General features: G+C 63.1%; 16 protein-coding genes. 9 read left to right on the plus strand and 7 right to left on the minus strand.

What is annotated here, in order from left to right:
* The 5 genes from OZ10_RS15095 to OZ10_RS20415 all read left to right on the plus strand — a co-directional run.
* On the plus strand, nucleotides 1–197 hold a 197-nt coding region (locus OZ10_RS15095), incomplete at its 5' end, for a SymE family type I addiction module toxin (RefSeq protein WP_039565708.1).
* Nucleotides 198–535: 338 nt separating this feature from the next.
* Complete coding sequence (locus OZ10_RS21495; protein WP_065032169.1) at nucleotides 536–943, plus strand: hypothetical protein; 408 nt, start codon at nucleotides 536–538, stop codon at nucleotides 941–943.
* 34 nt (nucleotides 944–977) lie between these two features.
* A complete protein-coding gene (locus OZ10_RS15100) occupies nucleotides 978–2,132 on the plus strand; it encodes an XVIPCD domain-containing protein (protein ID WP_236726982.1) in 1,155 nt (384 codons plus the stop codon).
* A gap of 332 nt (nucleotides 2,133–2,464) precedes the next feature.
* Nucleotides 2,465–2,803, plus strand: coding sequence for a hypothetical protein (locus tag OZ10_RS15105; protein WP_081419572.1), 339 nt, complete (start codon nucleotides 2,465–2,467; stop codon nucleotides 2,801–2,803).
* 3 nt (nucleotides 2,804–2,806) lie between these two features.
* Nucleotides 2,807–3,673, plus strand: coding sequence for a DUF6973 domain-containing protein (locus OZ10_RS20415; RefSeq protein WP_052210046.1), 867 nt, complete (start codon nucleotides 2,807–2,809; stop codon nucleotides 3,671–3,673).
* Between the two features lie 82 nt (nucleotides 3,674–3,755).
* Here the strand turns inward: OZ10_RS20415 and OZ10_RS15115 are convergent, their stop codons facing one another.
* The gene (locus tag OZ10_RS15115; RefSeq protein WP_236726983.1) at nucleotides 3,756–4,577 is read right to left on the minus strand and encodes a hypothetical protein; all 822 of its coding nucleotides are present in this window, start codon (nucleotides 4,575–4,577) and stop codon (nucleotides 3,756–3,758) included.
* 608 nt (nucleotides 4,578–5,185) lie between these two features.
* On the opposite strand from OZ10_RS15115, the gene OZ10_RS15120 reads away from it, so the two are divergent.
* The 4 genes from OZ10_RS15120 (at nucleotide 5,186) to OZ10_RS15135 (ending at nucleotide 11,455) form a co-directional block, all read left to right on the plus strand.
* Nucleotides 5,186–5,758, plus strand: coding sequence for an RNA polymerase sigma factor (locus OZ10_RS15120; RefSeq protein ID WP_226426886.1), 573 nt, complete (start codon nucleotides 5,186–5,188; stop codon nucleotides 5,756–5,758).
* A 93-nt stretch (nucleotides 5,759–5,851) separates the two neighbouring features.
* Nucleotides 5,852–6,175, plus strand: a complete 324-nt coding sequence (locus OZ10_RS15125; RefSeq protein WP_039531103.1) for a DUF4880 domain-containing protein — start codon at nucleotides 5,852–5,854, stop codon at nucleotides 6,173–6,175.
* Between the two features lie 682 nt (nucleotides 6,176–6,857).
* Nucleotides 6,858–9,305: a TonB-dependent receptor plug domain-containing protein gene (locus OZ10_RS15130; protein ID WP_039565710.1), complete on the plus strand. Its 2,448-nt coding sequence runs from the start codon at nucleotides 6,858–6,860 to the stop codon at nucleotides 9,303–9,305.
* 68 nt (nucleotides 9,306–9,373) lie between these two features.
* On the plus strand, nucleotides 9,374–11,455 hold the full coding sequence (locus OZ10_RS15135; RefSeq protein ID WP_236726984.1) for an Atxe2 family lasso peptide isopeptidase: 2,082 nt from the start codon (nucleotides 9,374–9,376) through the stop codon (nucleotides 11,453–11,455).
* A gap of 70 nt (nucleotides 11,456–11,525) precedes the next feature.
* On the opposite strand, the gene OZ10_RS15140 is transcribed toward OZ10_RS15135, so the two are convergent.
* The 6 genes from OZ10_RS15140 to OZ10_RS15155 all read right to left on the minus strand — a co-directional run bounded on the left by OZ10_RS15140 (nucleotide 11,526) and on the right by OZ10_RS15155 (nucleotide 16,578).
* Entirely contained in the window at nucleotides 11,526–13,259 is a 1,734-nt protein-coding gene (locus tag OZ10_RS15140; protein WP_039565714.1) for a lasso peptide isopeptide bond-forming cyclase, read from the minus strand.
* Nucleotides 13,259–13,933, minus strand: a complete 675-nt coding sequence (locus tag OZ10_RS15145) for a lasso peptide biosynthesis B2 protein (protein WP_039565741.1) — start codon at nucleotides 13,931–13,933, stop codon at nucleotides 13,259–13,261. The genes OZ10_RS15140 and OZ10_RS15145 overlap by 1 nt, the downstream gene beginning before the upstream one ends.
* Nucleotides 13,934–14,043: 110 nt before the next feature.
* A complete protein-coding gene (locus OZ10_RS22260) occupies nucleotides 14,044–14,190 on the minus strand; it encodes a benenodin family lasso peptide (RefSeq protein WP_139051335.1) in 147 nt (48 codons plus the stop codon).
* A gap of 48 nt (nucleotides 14,191–14,238) precedes the next feature.
* On the minus strand, nucleotides 14,239–14,379 hold the full coding sequence (locus tag OZ10_RS22265) for a lasso peptide xanthomonin 1 (RefSeq protein WP_139051336.1): 141 nt from the start codon (nucleotides 14,377–14,379) through the stop codon (nucleotides 14,239–14,241).
* 260 nt (nucleotides 14,380–14,639) lie between these two features.
* Nucleotides 14,640–15,371 (minus strand): GntR family transcriptional regulator, encoded by a 732-nt coding sequence (locus OZ10_RS15150; protein ID WP_324251025.1) that lies wholly within the window; start codon nucleotides 15,369–15,371, stop codon nucleotides 14,640–14,642.
* A gap of 181 nt (nucleotides 15,372–15,552) precedes the next feature.
* On the minus strand, nucleotides 15,553–16,578 hold the full coding sequence (locus OZ10_RS15155; RefSeq protein ID WP_039411189.1) for an alpha/beta hydrolase: 1,026 nt from the start codon (nucleotides 16,576–16,578) through the stop codon (nucleotides 15,553–15,555).
* Between the last annotated feature and the right edge of the window lie 62 nt (nucleotides 16,579–16,640).

Consider the following 16,640-nt stretch of genomic DNA (forward strand, 5'->3'; position numbering starts at 1 on the left):
ACACCCATTACCCCGGCGCCCACGACCATGCCGGCGACCAGCACGTGCCCCACGTCCGCCTCAGCGGCCTATGGCTGGAACAACTGGGCTTTGCCATCGGCACCAAGCTGCGCATCACCGCGAGCGAAGGGCAGCTGTTGATGGAGGTGTTGCCGCCGGTGGAGGTGCCTGCAAAGCAGCTTAGGGCGCGTCGGTGAGCGCCGCCCGCCGCATTCAGCTGGATCCGTCCGCCGCTAGCCGATCTTGCGAACGCAGAACTACGTGGAGTAATTGCTGCCGCCGCCTGATTTGAGGTCATTGACGTGTTAAATTTCAGCGACACTCTTAGCGCAGGATCAGAGAGATGGCCCTCCACCTTGGGAAATCCCATGGCCGGCAAGTTAGCCAAGGACGTAATGCCTTCCCTCAGGTAACGTTGTTACCAATTGCACTGCTGGCACTATGCACCTTTCATGCGGGATGTGCCCCCAGCACTCCACGCAATCAATCAGCCGTAGCGGCTGCAAAGCCCTCCGTTGAAACCAGGAGCAAAGACGTGACGGAACGCCTCAAGCAAGATGTAGATCGTTTGATCGCAACTGACTTCCAAGATAGCGCTGCCATCAGTGCTCAACTTCACACTCAACTCGGACCACCCCAGTTAGACGAGGAAAGAGAGTTGCGTGTCAGCGAGAGTGGTGTACTGGCAGGTGAGAAATTGCAGCGCGTTGAATTCAGTAATGCAACAGATGATCCATCGCGTGGAAAGTTGTTGATCGATTTTTCTCCACCTGGTCCAACCTTTGTGCATGCCCCCTGGGCAGATGCTATGCCCTATCCACCACGTCCGGATGCACCCGATTCGAGAGCATATTGGGTGATGACGGTTGACCGTACAAAAGTTACGTTTGGTCTGACTGAAGACCAGGCGCACCTAAGTTATATCTCGATCAATAAAATGTGACTAAAGGCTTAGTTGCTCAAGCAAAGGAAATGCGATGGAAGGCAATGAAGAATCAAAAATTCCGCAACCTAAGCAGGTGGGTGCATCATCTGCCGGCGCACCGCCCACCTTGCCGCTGAAAGACCCCGCACTTACTCCGTTTCTTGCTCAGTCACCTACGCTACAAGCAGGCTTATCTCAGCTCAAGCGTGATGGCATAGGCGTTGTGTGGGGTAATGCAGGCGGGGGCACTTACATAGTGCCCGACAAGGAGATCGTGATTGACCAGAATGCGATCGGCAAGGGCGGGCGAATCGCCGCATCGCTCTCGCATGAGATTGGTCATCATCGGTTCGCCGAGCCTCCTGATTATTCGTCCAAACAAGCTTATGTGAGTAACATGCTCCGCGGCGAAGCTGCAGCAACGCTCAGTAACGCACTGGTTCGGCGTGAGATTTTGAATAATCAAGGGCCAGATATTGGTATCGCTGGTAGCGGAAATAGGCCGCAGCAGTACGAAGCAATTGCCGATCAACAAATGGCAGGCCGCATCACTCGCAATGCGGCGTTGAATCAGATCGCCCAGATATTCAAGACGGAACAACCTTCGGTTGGGCCAAGTAAGACATACGAGCAATATTATGGCGATTACTACGACAAACACATTGTCCCCTGGAAGCTTAAACAAGGGCGGCCGGAGCCCGGAGCCGTTAGTGATATCGCTTTTTCTGATGTGAAGCAGGGTGGACTTGGCCCTGAATCACCCTTGACACCACCGAAGACCCCGTCGTTGCCCTCACAGCCAGGCCATGCGGACCACACGCTGTATCAGCAGATCAAAAGTGGTGTGATGCAGCTCGACGCCCAGCACGGCAAAGAGTGGGACGGGGCAAGCCAGCGTATGACCGCCAGCCTGCTTGCGCTGGCCAAAGAGGAGGGCTTGTCGCGGGTGGATCATGTAGTGCTCAACAACCCCACAGGTCAGCTGGCCGGCGGCGAGAAGGTCTTTGTCGTCCAGGGCGCCCTCAACGACCCGGCACACCAGCGCACACACATGCCGACGGTGGACGCCGTGCAGGCACCAGAGACCCAGTCGTTCGATCGCCTGCAGGCAATTAACCAGACTCAGGCCCAGGCGCGTGAACAGCAGCAGGCGCTGGAGCAGTCGCAGCAAGCCGTTACCCAGACAGGACCATCAATAGCGCGCTGAGATATTCCATGTCGTCGGTATTGCTGTCACTGAGTGCGACTGACTTGTCTCTTGTGTCGTTGATCCACCTTCACAGAGCTGTAATCAGATGGGCGACTCCTCAAAATCAAATGTAATTGTCTGATCGAAATCTCCAGGAATTCCTTGGCCGGCGTGAGCCGGAATTCGCTAGAAGGGGCGTCGCTATTCCTGCAAGGATGCGTGTGCTTTGTGCTTCTGGTAAAACATCGCTTTACCGCTGGAAGGGGCCGCGCTGTATGCCATTCGCTATCTTCCCTCATTACTTTTCGGCATCGGCCGCAGTGGTTGTTGCCACCTTTGCAGGATGCGCCATGAATGAGCCACCGATTTCAAAGGAACAGTTTTCCGAGCATGTTGTGACGCTGCTGGCCGGCAAGGACTCGGCGGTGGTCGAAGCCGGCAAGCTGACCGATTTCCCTTGGAAGACGCTGTGCTTCGAGCGCGATGACAGCCTGTTGCTGAAGTTCGATCGCGACGGAGAGACATCCGTGCTGCCGTTGCCCTATGAAGAGTTCTTCGTGGATGAGGCACATGTGAGCAATTCCCTGGAGGACAGCTGTGTCACGCCATCCGATCGCATCCTGATCAAGAAGAAGTATCCGGGCTATCAAGGGCCTATCGAGTTTCAGAAGGCAGCGCAGGGAGGCTAGGCCATGGTCGATATCACCGATCCAAAGGGTGCCAAGCGTGAGATTGAGCAGGAAGCCTATCGGCACTACGAACATCTGAGCGGCATCACCTTGGCAAAGCGTCCCGATGGCACCTTCCAATCGCAGGGGCACAACGACGAGCTCGATGCCTTTCGGCATGCGTATACCAGCGGCCGTGTCACCCAGCTTGCGTTAGGTCAGCAATGGATCGCACGCAGGTTCGGGGATGATGCCGAGATTGGGCCAGCCCATCCAAATGATCCCTACGAACATCGCATGGATCTATGGAACAACGAAGCCGGTCGCCGGCTTGGCGATCAGACCTCCGGGCAGGATGAGCTGGCGCGACAGGCCTACGCTGCGCTGCGCCAGGGCGATCTGGCGACCGGTTTGAACGATCCGCGGCTGAGGCAGCTGTTTCCCGACGATCCACGCCTGGCGCGCCCCCAGGGAGATCCAGAACGGGACCTTGTGACCAGGAGCGACGTTGACCGTATCAACAAGGATGTATCGCGTTTGCAGGACCAGGCGCGTGACAAGTTCCCAGACACGCATCCGGATCGTGCGTATTTCCAGACGTTGCGTGGGCAGCTGCCGGCATCCGTTTCCGATACCAAGGTTGCCGAGGTCATGATTGCCGCAAAGCAGGCCGGCATGGAACGGGTCGACCAACTTGCCGGCGCCGTGTTACGTGACGATCACATCTTCGTGGCTGGAAAGACGCCGGGATTTCGTGCGCAGGTGGACGCAACAACTCCGGCACCCGATATGCGCCAGAGCCTCTACACGGCCGACCAGCAGAATGCTGTCCACGCCTATGACCAAGCGCAGTCGCAAGCTGCACCACAAGCCCCTGCACCTGCACGTTAGCCGGCCCACGGGGGCCTAGCGGGCGGTTGGAGATTGTCGCGTGCTACCCGATGTCTTTCGTATCCCAGCCTGTCGGTCACGACTAGCCCTTCTTTTGCCTGGCAAGCCCTTTTTTGCATAACCCAATATTGGTTCTAGCTGCGCGAACGATTGCCAGATAGCGATCGGCAAGGGCCGGCGGCCAGTTGTCCGTCACCGCATCGTCTGGTGACGCTGCATCTTCAGCGTAGTCGTGCAGCGTTTCCAGGCATTGCGTGTACTGGGAAGTCTTGTACTGGGTGATTGCCAGGTCGTTGCGCATATCTCCCTTCTCGTCCCATTCCAGTGTCTGCCCGCACCGCGTCAGGATGGGAGACAGTGTAGGGAGTGCTGCTTGATAGTCCTTGCGATCGTAGTGCTGCTGAAACATCGCGCGCGTGCGGGCAATGGCGTTGCGGTCGCAGCCTGTCGTGGCACGAAGGTAATGCGCCTCAAAACCGCCGTTATAACCGCACAAGGTTTTGCATTCCATCGGGGTAGGCGTCGTGACGTCGATGCCTCCGGCGACTGGTGAGAACTGAACCTTGCAGCCTGTAGCGCCAGCTTCATTCTCTGCGCTGCCTTGCGTGCTTTGGACGGTGCCCTGCAGTGAACACATCGATTGGCCGGTCGTGCTTTCCAAGGAGAATCGAAGCGCGCCATTGTCGTTGGTCAGCAGCAACCGGCCCCACCCCGCGTCTGTAATGTATTCACCTGGCTCAAGCGGCCTGGCTTCCACATGCTGCGCAACGGCAGATGTATGGGGAGCTGCCGTCAATGCGGTTGGCCCAGGCTTGCCGATGGTTGACTGTGCAGCAATTGGCGCGATGAAGAGGGTGCCGGCCAGCCCTGCGAACATCCAGGCGGTAGGTATGAGGTAGTCCATTACGTTGGGTTCCCTTTGCTTTTATGCGTGTGGCGTAAATTGGCTGCCTCGGTCTACGCGGTGTCTGAATCCGGATGGCAGCTTGCCCTGATTCCATCATCAGCACTGCAGACGATAGTCTGCCCGTTTCGCTTTGCATCTGCCGTATGTATGTGCCTGCTGACGGCAATGTGCGGCTCATTTGCTCTCGGGTATGCATTGGCCTGGTGCACGCGTCGCAGCAAGCGGCGTATTCGTTGTCTGCAACTGCTGCAGCGCGCCGCTTTGCTGTTTGCTTGGAGTGCGCGGGAAAAAGCGTTGTAACCGTGCGATGCCGCGGGCAGGACTGCGCTTGCAGCGACCAGGTGTGGAGTGCGTGGTGATCTCGACCGAGGCTGACTAACACCCACAACGTAGGGGGTTAGCATCGCTTGCCGTCATAGAGGAAGAGGTGGGGCTGCGGTTCGGGGTGCGGCGCCCACCACCCACTCTCCATCTTTCGGCTGCACTGCTCATGTTCAGATCCACTTGCATGACCCTCGCGCGCGCGTTGCGCTGGTGCGTCGTGTCGCAAGATGCGTGGGGAAGTTGGTGGGCAGCGGCACTTGGCCGAAGGCGCGGCGATCACGATGAGCTCGCGTGACGGGCCGCCCATGGCGCGCGGGCAGCCGTCGCTCGCCGAGAGGGACCGTCTCCGCGCCGAGTTCGACCAGGCATTGGCCGCACTGCATGCTGAGCTGTTGGTGTACCTGCGCCGCCGTACGCGCGATGCCGAGACCGCTGCAGACCTGGCACAGGAGACCTTCTCGCGGATGATGGTGTACCGCGATGCGCCCAACATCGGCGACCGCCGGCTGCTGATGTACCGCATCGCGCACAACCTGGTGATCGAGCAGCGGCGCTCGCGTCAGCGGCGGCTGGCGGCGCAGCACGTGTCGCTGGACCAGGTTGCACCGATCAGCGCCGACGAGGCCGGCGTGGACGAGATCGCCGATGCACGCCAGACACTCGATGTGCTGCTCAAGCGCACCTTGCTCGAGCTGCCGCCAAAGTGCCGGCTTGCGTTCAAGCTCAGCCGGTTCGACGGGCTCACCTATCCGCAGATCGCCGCGAAGATGGGGATCTCCACCAAGATGGTGGAGAAGCACATCAGCCGTGCGCTGCTGGCGTGCCGCGCGGCGGTGGGGGAATTGCCGCAGTAACCGGGCTGCAAGGCGGCTGGCTGGCGCCGCCGGAAGATGCTGGTAGCATCGTGCGCGAGGCCGCAGCAGACGGCCCGTCGGGAGTCACCAGCCATGCGTGCAGAGTCCGGGCGCATCCACGCGCAGGCGGCCGCCTATCTCGTTCGACGCGGCAGCGAGACTGCTGCCGAGCGCGCTGCGCGCGAGGCGTGGCTGGCTGCCGATCCGCGCCACCGTGCGGCCTACCAGCAGTTGCTCGACGTGGACGAACACGCGTCGGCAGTGCTGGATGACCCCGAGTTGCAGGCCGCCACTGCACGCGATCTGGAACTGCTGACGCCGGCCTCTGCCCGGCGTCGTCGCTGGCCCTGGCTGTTGCTGGCAGCGATGCTGGTTGCCGCGATCGGCTACGCGGTGCATCACCTGCTGGTGCAGTAGCGCGCACTCAGCGCTCGGCACTCAGTAAACCGCACTGCGTGTTGCAGAAGCCGTTGAATGTGCGCTCTGTTGCAGCGCTGCCTGCATATTGCACACGTTGCTGGTAGGGCATTGCGCTTGCGCAACATCACTTGTTGTCGGGGGACGCAATGGCGATGGTGCCGCGCCCAGGACGCGAAGGATGCACATGCAAGCACGACGGGCAGTATCGGGGAGTGGTGTCGGTTTTGATCATGCACGCAGCAGACTGGCAGTGGCGGTTGTCTCGCTGCTGTCGCTGCACAACCTTGCGGCGCAGGAACGCACTGCTGTGCAACGCGTGCAGACCCCAGCGGTGGAAGCGGATGCGCAGCTCGGTGATGCGCCTGTGCACGTAGCCACGGCCGGCATGCTCTGGTGATGGCGATGCAGGCGTAGTGGACGCGTAGGAGGTAGTGGGGAAAGGGCAATTGCATACACAGCGATGACGTGTCGGGCCCGGATGGGTGCCGAGCCATTTTGCGTGCGCAATGATTGCTCGAAAATCAAACAGTTAGTGATACTGGTCGCTGCCCGCCGCGCTGCGGTGCCCGCGTTTTCAGCAGTCGGGTGCAGGACCGATCTTGCTCAGCTGGCGATGCGCGCCGGGTCGACCCGGAGTGCGCCGTCGGCGGGCCAACCCAGGCAAGCCAAAGGACGCAGCATGAAGACACGCACGTTACGCAACGCCATTTCCATCGCCCTGCTAGCCGTGGCGAGCGGGGCGGCAGGTGCGGTGGGGGCACGGGCAGCGACAGCGCAGGGGGCGACGCAAGCTCCGGCAGCGGCGCAGAAAACGCCGGGAGCCGTGGCACCGAACGCAGGCGAGCCGCCCAGGCCCGGCTCGCCGGAGGCTGCGATTGCGGCGACCGCGCCGGCGCAAACCGCCGCGACCGAGTTGGAGTCCATCGAAGTCACCGGCACGCGCATCAAGGGCGGTGCAGTTCCGTCGCCGGTGATTTCGATCAGCGCGGCGCGTATCCAGGAAGAGGATTTCAGCGATCTGGGCGAGGTGATCCGCAGCGTGCCGCAGAACTTCTCCGGTGGGCAGAACCCGGGCGTGCTGAGCGGCAATCTGGCCGGGGCCGGCAATGCGAACCAGAACATGACCGGCGGCGCGAGCCTCAACCTGCGCGGGCTGGGCGCCGATGCCACGCTCACCCTGCTCAATGGGCGCCGGCTGGCCTATGGTGGATTCACCCAGGCGGTGGACCTCAGCGCGATCCCGGTGGAGGCAGTGGAGCGGCTGGAGATCGTGGCCGACGGTGCGTCGGCAATCTATGGGTCGGACGCGGTGGGTGGCGTCGGTAATGTGATCCTCAAGCGCGACTACGACGGGGTGAGCGTTGGCACGCGCTTCGGGCGGGCCACGCAAGGCGGGCTCACCTCGCGGCAATACAGCGTTACGGCCGGCACCACCTGGCGCAGTGGTGGAGTGATCGCGACCTACCAGGACGTCTCGGCAGACCCCATCTACAGCCGTCAGCGTAGTTACACCACTCAACTCACCGACCCGTCCACGCTGTATCCGGGCAGCGACCTGCGCAGCGGGCTGCTGAGTGCCTACCAGGCGCTGGGCGACAACGCCGAATTGCGCCTGGATGCGTTACGCACTGAACGCGACCAACTGCACTTTTACGCTGTCAGTGGCCGCAACAGCCGGGTCACTCCGACCACCACCAGCCTGCTGCTGTCACCGAGCCTTGTGGTGTGGTTGCCCAACGACTGGACGCTGACATTGGGCGCCACCGACGGCAACAGCAAGCACGATCAATACCGCCAGGAGACGGCGCTGGCTAGCGGTGCGGTGAGCGTGACCGACCTGTGCTATTGCAACGACAGCCGCAGTTACGAGCTGGGCGCCGAAGGGCCGCTGTTCGCGCTGCCGGCAGGCGATGCGCGCCTGGCCACCGGGGTGGGGTATCGCAGCAACACGTTCCGTAACGTCAACCACGTCAGTGGCGTGGAGACGATCGACGGCAGCGAAAGCGCGCGCTTTGCCTATGCGGAGCTGAACCTGCCGGTGGTGGGCCCGGCGCAGGGCGTGCCCGGTGTGCAGCGACTGACGCTGACAGCGGCGGTGCGCGGGGAGGACTACAGCAGCTTCGGCGGGGTGACGACGCCCAAGTTCGGTGTGCTGTATGCGCCTGGCAGCGATGTGACGCTCAAGGCCTCGTGGGGCAAGTCGTTCAAGGCGCCCACGCTGTTCGAGCGCAACTACGCGCAGGAGGCGTGGCTGTTCCAGCCGGGCGCGTTCGGCGGGGTGGGCTTTCCCGCCGGGACGACGGTGCTGGTGGCCGATGGCGGCAACCAGGATCTGCAGCCGGAGCGCGCCATCACCCGCTCGGTCTCGCTGGCCTGGCACCCCGAGGCGCTGGATGGCCTGGAGGCGGAGCTGACCTGGTTCGGGGTGGACTACAGCAACCGCGTGTTGCAGCCGATCGCCAATGCCAGCCAGGCGTTGCGCAATCCGATCTACGCACCCTTCGTGGACCGCACGCCGACGCCGCAGGCGCAGGCCGATGTGATCGCGCTCGCCAGCCGGTTCTCCAATTTTGCCGGCGTCGCCTACGACCCGAGCCGGGTGGCGGCAATCATCTACACGCAGTACGCCAACGTGGCGCAGCAGGACATCGAGGGTCTGGACCTGAGCGGTAGCTACCAGGTGGCGTTGGCGCGCGGCACGCTGACCTTGCGCGGGGCGGCGAGCTGGCTGGACAGCACGCAGCAGACGTTGCCCGCGCAACCGGAGTTCGATCTGTCCGGCACGCTGTTCAATCCGCCCAGGCTGAGCAGCCGCGTGGGTGCGGTATGGAAGCAGGGCGGGCTCACTGCCTCGCTGTTCGGCAACTACCGCGGCGGGGTGCGCAACCGCGCCGATGGGGTGGAGTCTGCATCGTTCACCACCTTCGATATGGCATTGCGCTACGCAACGGGCGCACGCCGCGATGCATGGGCCGGGCTGGAATTCGGGGTGTCGGTGGACAACGCCTTCGATCGCGATCCGCCGCTGTATCGGGTGACCTCGCCGCTGTACGTGGCGCCGTACGACTCCACCAACTATTCGGCGATTGGTCGCTTTGTGAGCGTGTCGGTGTCCAAGCACTGGTGATGCGTCGGCTGCCTACTGCCGCCGGTGTACAGGCATTGCCCTTGAGCGTTGCTGAGAGGAGTGTGTACGTGAGGAATCACAAACCATGGCGCCTGCTGCTTGCTGGCGTGCTGATGGCGGCAGGTGCGTGCGTGTGCCACGCGCAAACGGTATCGCCCCAGCGATTGCTGGAGGTGGTGGATATCGGCAGCCCCACGCTGTCGCCGGATGGCCGCAGTGTGGCCTTCCGCACGGAGCAGGCATCGGTGCAGCGCAATACCTACGACAGCGTCTGGTATGTGCAGGGCCTGCAGGATGCTGCGCCCAGACGCGTCGCCGATGGCGGCGTGCCGTTGCGCGACTCGGCTGGCGGGTCCTTGCCTGCAAAGGTGCTGTGGTCGCCGGATGGCCGCTGGCTGTACTACCGCGCGTTGATCGATGGCGTGATTGCGGTCTGGCGCGCGGCGGCGGACGGTTCCGGGGCGGAGCCGGTGACGCACGATGCAGCGGATGTGCAGGAGTTCGCGCTGGATGCGGACGGGCGCGTTCTGCGTTACCGCATCGGTGCAACGCGCGAGCAGGTGCTGTCGGCCGAGCAGGACGAGTATGCGCAGGGCATCCGGATCGACGAGACGGTGCCGCTCGGGCAAGGCCTGTTCCGTTCGGGCAATGTCGACGGGCGCTTGGCCACGCAGCGTTTCGGCTCGGTGTGGTTCGACCGTGCCGGGCTATCGGCGGGAGTGCCGGCACGGTGGATCGCGCTGGATTTGACGACTGGCACTACACAGGTGCTCGCCGATGCGCAGCGACCCGAGGCGGAAGCAGACGTCAGCACGCTGCGCGACCTGGTCGGCGATGCGTGGAAATCTGCGCGCGCGCCACAGGGCGGCGCGGTAGCGGTGTTGTCGCGCGTGGGCGACGGCACTGGGCAGCTGTCCCGGCCGGACGTGGCGCTGTCGGTAGTACCGGGTGCTGGCCCACGCAAGGCAGTGCAGTGCGTGGCGGCAGCCTGCGTGGGCAAGGCGATCAGTGGCATGCAGTGGCGCCCCGGGAGCACGGAGGTGCTCTTCACCATCACCGATCCTGCCTTGGGGCTGGCGCAATCCATCCACCGCTGGGACCCCGCCAGCGGGCAGGTGCAACTGGTGGTGCAGGGCGGCGGGTTGGTCAATGGCGGGCGCGATCCATCCGCACCCTGCGGCGCATCGGCTACGGCACTGGTCTGCGTGACAGCCGAAGCCGATCGCCCGCCGCGTCTGGAACGTATCGGCCTGGACGATGGCACGCGGCAGGTGCTGTTCGATCCAAATGCGGAGCTTGCAGCGGACATGGCGCGTGCGACGCCTGCACGGCTTTTGCAGTGGAGCGATGCACGTGGGCGGCGCTACAGCGGGCAGTTCTTCGCGGCACACGGTACCGGCGCGGGCAAGCTGCCGTTGTTCGTCACCTACTACAGCTGCCCTGGCTTCGTGCGCGGTGGCGTGGGCGATGAGTGGCCGCTGGCCGCGTTGGCGCAGGTCGGCATCGCAGCGCTGTGCATCAATCAGCTGCCCGGCTACACCATGGATGCGGTGGAACGGCACGGCGAAGGGCTGGCGGCGGTGGAAAGCGCGGTGGCGTTGTTGTCGTCACAGGCCGGCATCGATCGCACGCGGGTGGGCATGGGCGGGCTGAGCTTCGGCGGTGCGGTGACCCTGTGGACGGCCACTGAGTCGAACCTGCTGGCCGCCGCTTCGGTGGCCAACCCGGTGGTGTCGCCATCGTACTACCTGTTCGGCAGCATGAAGGGCGAGCCCTTCCTCAAGGGGCTGCGCGACATGTGGGGCCTGGGTGCACCGGAGCAGACACCCGAGCGATGGAAAGTGTTGTCGCCGGCGTTCAAGCTGGAGCGGATTCGCGCGCCCATCCTGTTCCAGCATTCCGAGCAGGAGTATCTGTACGCGCTGGATTACCTGATTCCCCTGCTGCGTGCGCAGCGCGCCGAGCTGTACGTGTTTGCGAACGAGCCGCACCAGAAGTTCCAGCCGCAGCACAAGTTGGCCGTATATGCGCGCAACGTCGATTGGTTCCGCTTCTGGTTGCAGGACTACCAGGACGCTGCGCCGGAAAAGGCCGCGCAGTATGCGCGCTGGCGTGCAATCAAGGCGGCATTGCCGGCGCGTGGCGACTAGCGTGTGTGGTGCAGCTGACGCGTGGCACGTTGGCATGCGGGCGGCACGCACCTACACAGTGCAGGCAACCTCAGCGCTGATGACGGACCCAGTTCTCGACCGCACACAGGTCAAAGATGCGCATGACGCTGTGGTCGCCGTCGGCCACTGTGTGGTCGAAATGGTGGCGCAGGGCATCGGCGTCCAGCAGCCCCTGGCCTGCAAGCCGACCCTGCAGCAGATAATCGCGGATCTGCTGCCTGCCCCGACGATAGACCGCGCCGGAGTAATTCATGAAGGTGCCTTTGCTGCGGCGATGCAGGATCTGCGCAGGCAGCACATCCGCAAACGCGTCGCGTGCGACGGCGCGATTGCGGCCACCAGCGATCCACATCCAGCTCGGCACTGTCAGGCAGGCCTCCACCACCGGTTGCGACAGCAGCGGCATGCGCAGGTGCCACGACGCACTGCGTGCCAGCCCATCGCGGAACACCTGGGTGCCGGCCAGATCGACGATACGTTCGCGGTCGCCGGGCAGGCTGTCGGGTGGGGCATCGAACCAGGGATGCGATTGCAATGGAACAGCAGCCTGTGTGCTTGGCAGGAACGATCTCTCCGGCTTGCGTGGCGGTCCGGCCTTGGCGAGGAGTTTCTTGATCGTCAGCCTGCCTGCCTTCCAGAGCGTGCATTGGTGCAGTTCTGCAAGCGCATGGATTGCGCTGAAGCCGGCGCGCAGGCCGCCTGCACGGAAGGCGTCTGCAGCGGGCGCGGCGGTTCTGGTGTTGCAGAACACGGTGTCGCCACCGCCGCCGGAAAAGAAACTGGTGATGGCCAGCTGCGTGCCGATCGCTTCTTTCAGCGCATTGGAGGCATGCTGCAGAAACCAGGTGCTGGGCGCGACCGCATGTGCCGGCGGTGCGAAATCGACTGGTGCAGCGTCGAACCCCAGGGTGCGCACGATCAGCTCGGTGCCCAACAGATCGCTCATCTGCCGGGCATAGTGCCGTTCGTCGGCGCCAGGCACCGGCGTGACCAGATTGCAGCACGCCACGCGCGCGGTGGTGTCTTTCAGGCATGCAGCCAGGATGGAGGAGTCCAGGCCGCCAGAGAGTTCCAGCAGTACGGACGCATCGGTCCGCGCCCAACACGTGACGCTGGAGGCCACCGCCTGACGCAGCTGTGCCTGTGCGTCGAGTGGGTCGTGCCGGCGCCGGGATGCTGCGACGAAATCCCAGGGGTTCCAGACTTGCTCGACACTGCTGTGGTTGGACTGCAGACACAGCTGGCTGCCCGGCAGCAATTCGCGTACGCCAACAAGCCCGGTGCGCTCGGTCTTGAGGTGCGGGTAGTGCAGATGATGGGCGATGGCGTCCCAGTCGATCTCACGCGAGTACACACCGGCATGCGTGGCGATCGAAATGTCTGAAGTGATAAAGCCATGCTGTAGCGCGTAAACGCATGCCACGCCGCCGGAAGGCTCGCGCATGACGGTGATGGCGCTCGGGTCCGCGCGCGGTGCATGCAACAGCAGGTACTCGCCCCAGTGCGTCTCGATCAGGTGCCGTGTCCGTTGTGCTGCGGAAAACGCATGCAGCGATGCGCCGTCCAGCAAGGGGGCGTTGTCGCGCTGCGAAAAGACATGGCCGATCAGTGCGCCACCACCAGGCAAGTCGAGCACGGGCGTGTCGTCTGAGGCATACAGGTCGATGTGCCCAGCGCGTTGCCGTAGCTGTAACCCGAGCTGCCGCAACGACGCCTCGACGCCGGCGCGGTCGCCATCGCGGTGCGCCTGCGCATGGTTGAACAAGGCGATGTAGCGGTACATCACACCACCCGGATGGGGGTATGCGCGTGGACGTTGCCGACCGTGTCGTTCAGGACCAGATCGCCTGTCTGTACCCAGCAATGGGCCGAAAACGGATCGAGTGCAACGCCGAAGACAAGCTGGGCGTCGAGCTGGCGCCTACGCAGGAATCTTGCCAATGCGACTGAATCGAGCAGGCAGCGCATCTCGACCGGCACCCACAGGCGTGCGTGCCGGAAGGCGGACGCCGCATCAGTGAGCCGTTGCTCGACTCCGGCGGCCGAGCGTTGCTGCGTCCCCCGACGCTGTGCTCCAGCGGAGAGGCTGCCAAGTACCCTGCCAAGCGGGTTGCGCTTCAATGCCAGGCGTGTGGACAGCACAAGTGCCAGCACCTCGAGTTTTTCAAGCAGCTGTGGTCGTCGTGCTGGTATGGGCATTTCCATCGCGCTACGCGCAACAGGCATGACGGAAGTTTGTGGGTCGGCGGTTGCTCGCGACCGCTCAACCAGCAGGCCCCGTTCGACAAGGTCGTTGATCTCCAGGTCCGACACTGGGTCTTGCGCCAGGTAGGTGAGCAGGGAGTGCTCCAGTGCCTCGGGCAGACGGAAGTAGCGGTCGTTACCGACATCCAGGAACACCAGGCGCTCGCCAATGCGGCAGAACGCTAGGTCGTCGCGCAATGTGTAGCGTTGCATGGCGCTGTCCTTGAGAAAGAAGGGGCGCACCGTTGCAGTGCGCCCCGTGGCCTGGGAAGTTGCTCACCGGCATGTACGGCCGAGTGGCGACTGCCGCGCGTTGGCCGTGCCTAGTCCTGGCTGATGCCCAGCGCGGTGATGCCGCCCATTTCTTCGCCTGCGAGTGGCCCGCCCTGTGTGTCCAGGCTTGCGATGCCAAGCACGATGAGATCCTGGCCAGACGTCGTGGTATGCGCGTCGTTGTTGCTGGTATCCATGGTCTCTACTCCTGGTGGGAGAGGCGTGCGCTCAGGCACGCCTCGGGTTCACTCTTCGGAAATGCCCGGCACATTGAAGCCGCCGATTTCTTCGCCAGCGAGCGGGCCGCCCTTGGTGTCGGTGCTGGCAACGCCAAGCACCGTGATCTCGCTGGATGCATCGGTGTGGGTGGTGTCATTGATGTTCATCGCTGTCTCCTGGTTGTGTCATGGGATCCATGACACCAACAGGTTAGGAAACGGGATTGTTGATTTTCAAATGATTAAGTCGTAACACCGCAATAATTAAATTCACTGTGTGACCGCCATCGAAGATGGCCGTGGAAACTTTGCCGGTAGCGTCGCATCGCGCCGCTTATGCCGCATCAGGTGCACGTTGCCGGCAGTGCCCCAGCGCAGCATGCAGATCTTGCGAGGCCATGCGCTGGCGACAGTCAGCCGCCAAACCGTCAAGCCTGACGGCTGCGCTCATGCATGGCGGCCACGATGCGCGGCACGGCCTGGATGCGGCGCACGTGATAGGCATGCATCGCCGTTTGCAGCGCCGCAAGGTCGTGCCGCTGCCAGTGCAACGTGAGTTCTGCCAGTTCTCCCTCGAGGGCGTCGAGCAGGCCATGTTTGGCACGTCGCACCGGGGCCAATCGGTCATTGGTCTGCCTGACGGCTTGATGCAGCGACCAATGCGCAGTGGCGTGGGCAATGGCGTCGAAGAGCTTCCAGGTCTCCTTAATCACATCTGCAGGGGCTGTGGTGGGCTCCTGCTCGCCGGGGGCATGCGGCATCGATGCAACGCCGATTTCGCAGGCCATCTGCAACAGGCGATCCATCCAGTCATAGAGATCCCGCAGCGCGACTTCGGTGAGCAGCGGTACCTGCAAGCCATAGCGTGCGTGATCGATGAGCAGGCCTTCGCCAACCAGGCAATACAGCGCAAAGCGCACCGGCGTGGGGCTGACCTTGAACTCTTTCGCCAGTGTTCCCGGGTCGATGCGTTGACCGGGCGGATACCGGCCGGATTGTAGTGCGCGCCTGACCTGTGCGTAGGCGACAGCACGTTTGGAGTGGGACCCGGGCATGGCGAACTCCTTGTCTGACCTCGACTCTTCCCCTGGATGGATCGTACATGCAATGACTGTGGCGGGTGGCTGCTGCAGTAGCCTTTTCAGTCCCAGGCTGGGCACAGCGCGACGCGTGTTAGGCAGTTCCGAGCCAATCGCCTGTCCCGACAGTAATAGTTTTAATAACGTAGAAAAGAGAGAAAGCCGAGGGCCACCCGATATGCCCGGGCGGCCCTCGTGCGTTGTACGTTATCTGTCCCCGCTATTGCGGGGCACCACCGCTGTGCCAAGCGCGGTGGCTTGTCTAGCGAAACGACTCACGCAGCCGCTTGCCCGCATACTCCTGCGCGGCCTTTGCCTTGGCAACGACTGCCGCACAACCGAAGAACTCGTGCGTCACGCCGGTGTAGACCTCGCGCTCGACCGGTACATTGGCCTCCTTGAGGGCGTCCTCCAGCTTGGCGCCGTCGCTGCGCAGCGGGTCGATGGTGGCGTTGATGAGCGTCACCGGTGCCAGGCCGCGCAGGTTGGCGTTGACCAGGTCCAGGCGCGTATCTGCCTTGTCCGCATCGCTACGGATCAGGTGCTCCACGAACCACTCGATCATGGCCTTGTTCAAGGGCTTGGCGATGGCGTTTTCGATGTAGGACTCGGTGTGCAGGCTGCCGGTCTGGCCGACCGGGTACACCGCCAGGATATGCGTCGGTGCCTGCAGCCCCTTGTCGCGTGCGGCTACCGCCGTGGCGATGGCGAGGTTGCCACCGGCGCTTTCGCCCGCAAGGGCCACGCGCTGGGGATTACCGCCGATGCTGGCCGCATTGGCCAGCACCCATTCGTAGGTGGCGAGTGCGTCGTCCCAGGCAGCGGGAAACTTGTGCTCTGGCGCCTGGCGGTAATCGACCGAAACCACGATGGCGCCGGTTTCCTTGGCCAGCCCACGCGCGCCGCCGTCGTAGACCTCGGCATTGGCGATCACCCAGCCACCACCGTGGAAATAGACGATCACCGGCAGTTGCGTGCCGCCGTTGGGGGTATAGATCAGTGCCGGGAGATTGCCTGCTGGCGTCTCCAGCGTGTGAGCCGTGCGTTTGACGCCGGGCACCAGGACTTCCGGGTCGGTGGTCTTGCCCTGGTCCTGCAATACCTTGTTGACCGCATCGGCAATGGTGGGCTGCTGCCGTGCTTCCTGTGGCGTCAATTTTTCGATGGCCTTGGGTTCCAGCGCATCGTGCGCCAGTGCTACCTGGTGCATGTCGTCATCGGCGCGAAGGGTGCCGATGATGTTTGCGAGGGTGTCGATGATGGGATTGGGTTTGCCGTTGTCGGTCATCTGCGCGTCTTCTGAGGAGTGGTGCGACGCTAGCGCCGATCTGATCAATGGTGTGGCAAGGG

This window comes from Xanthomonas cannabis pv. cannabis (assembly GCF_000802365.1).
Lineage (GTDB): Bacteria > Pseudomonadota > Gammaproteobacteria > Xanthomonadales > Xanthomonadaceae > Xanthomonas > Xanthomonas cannabis.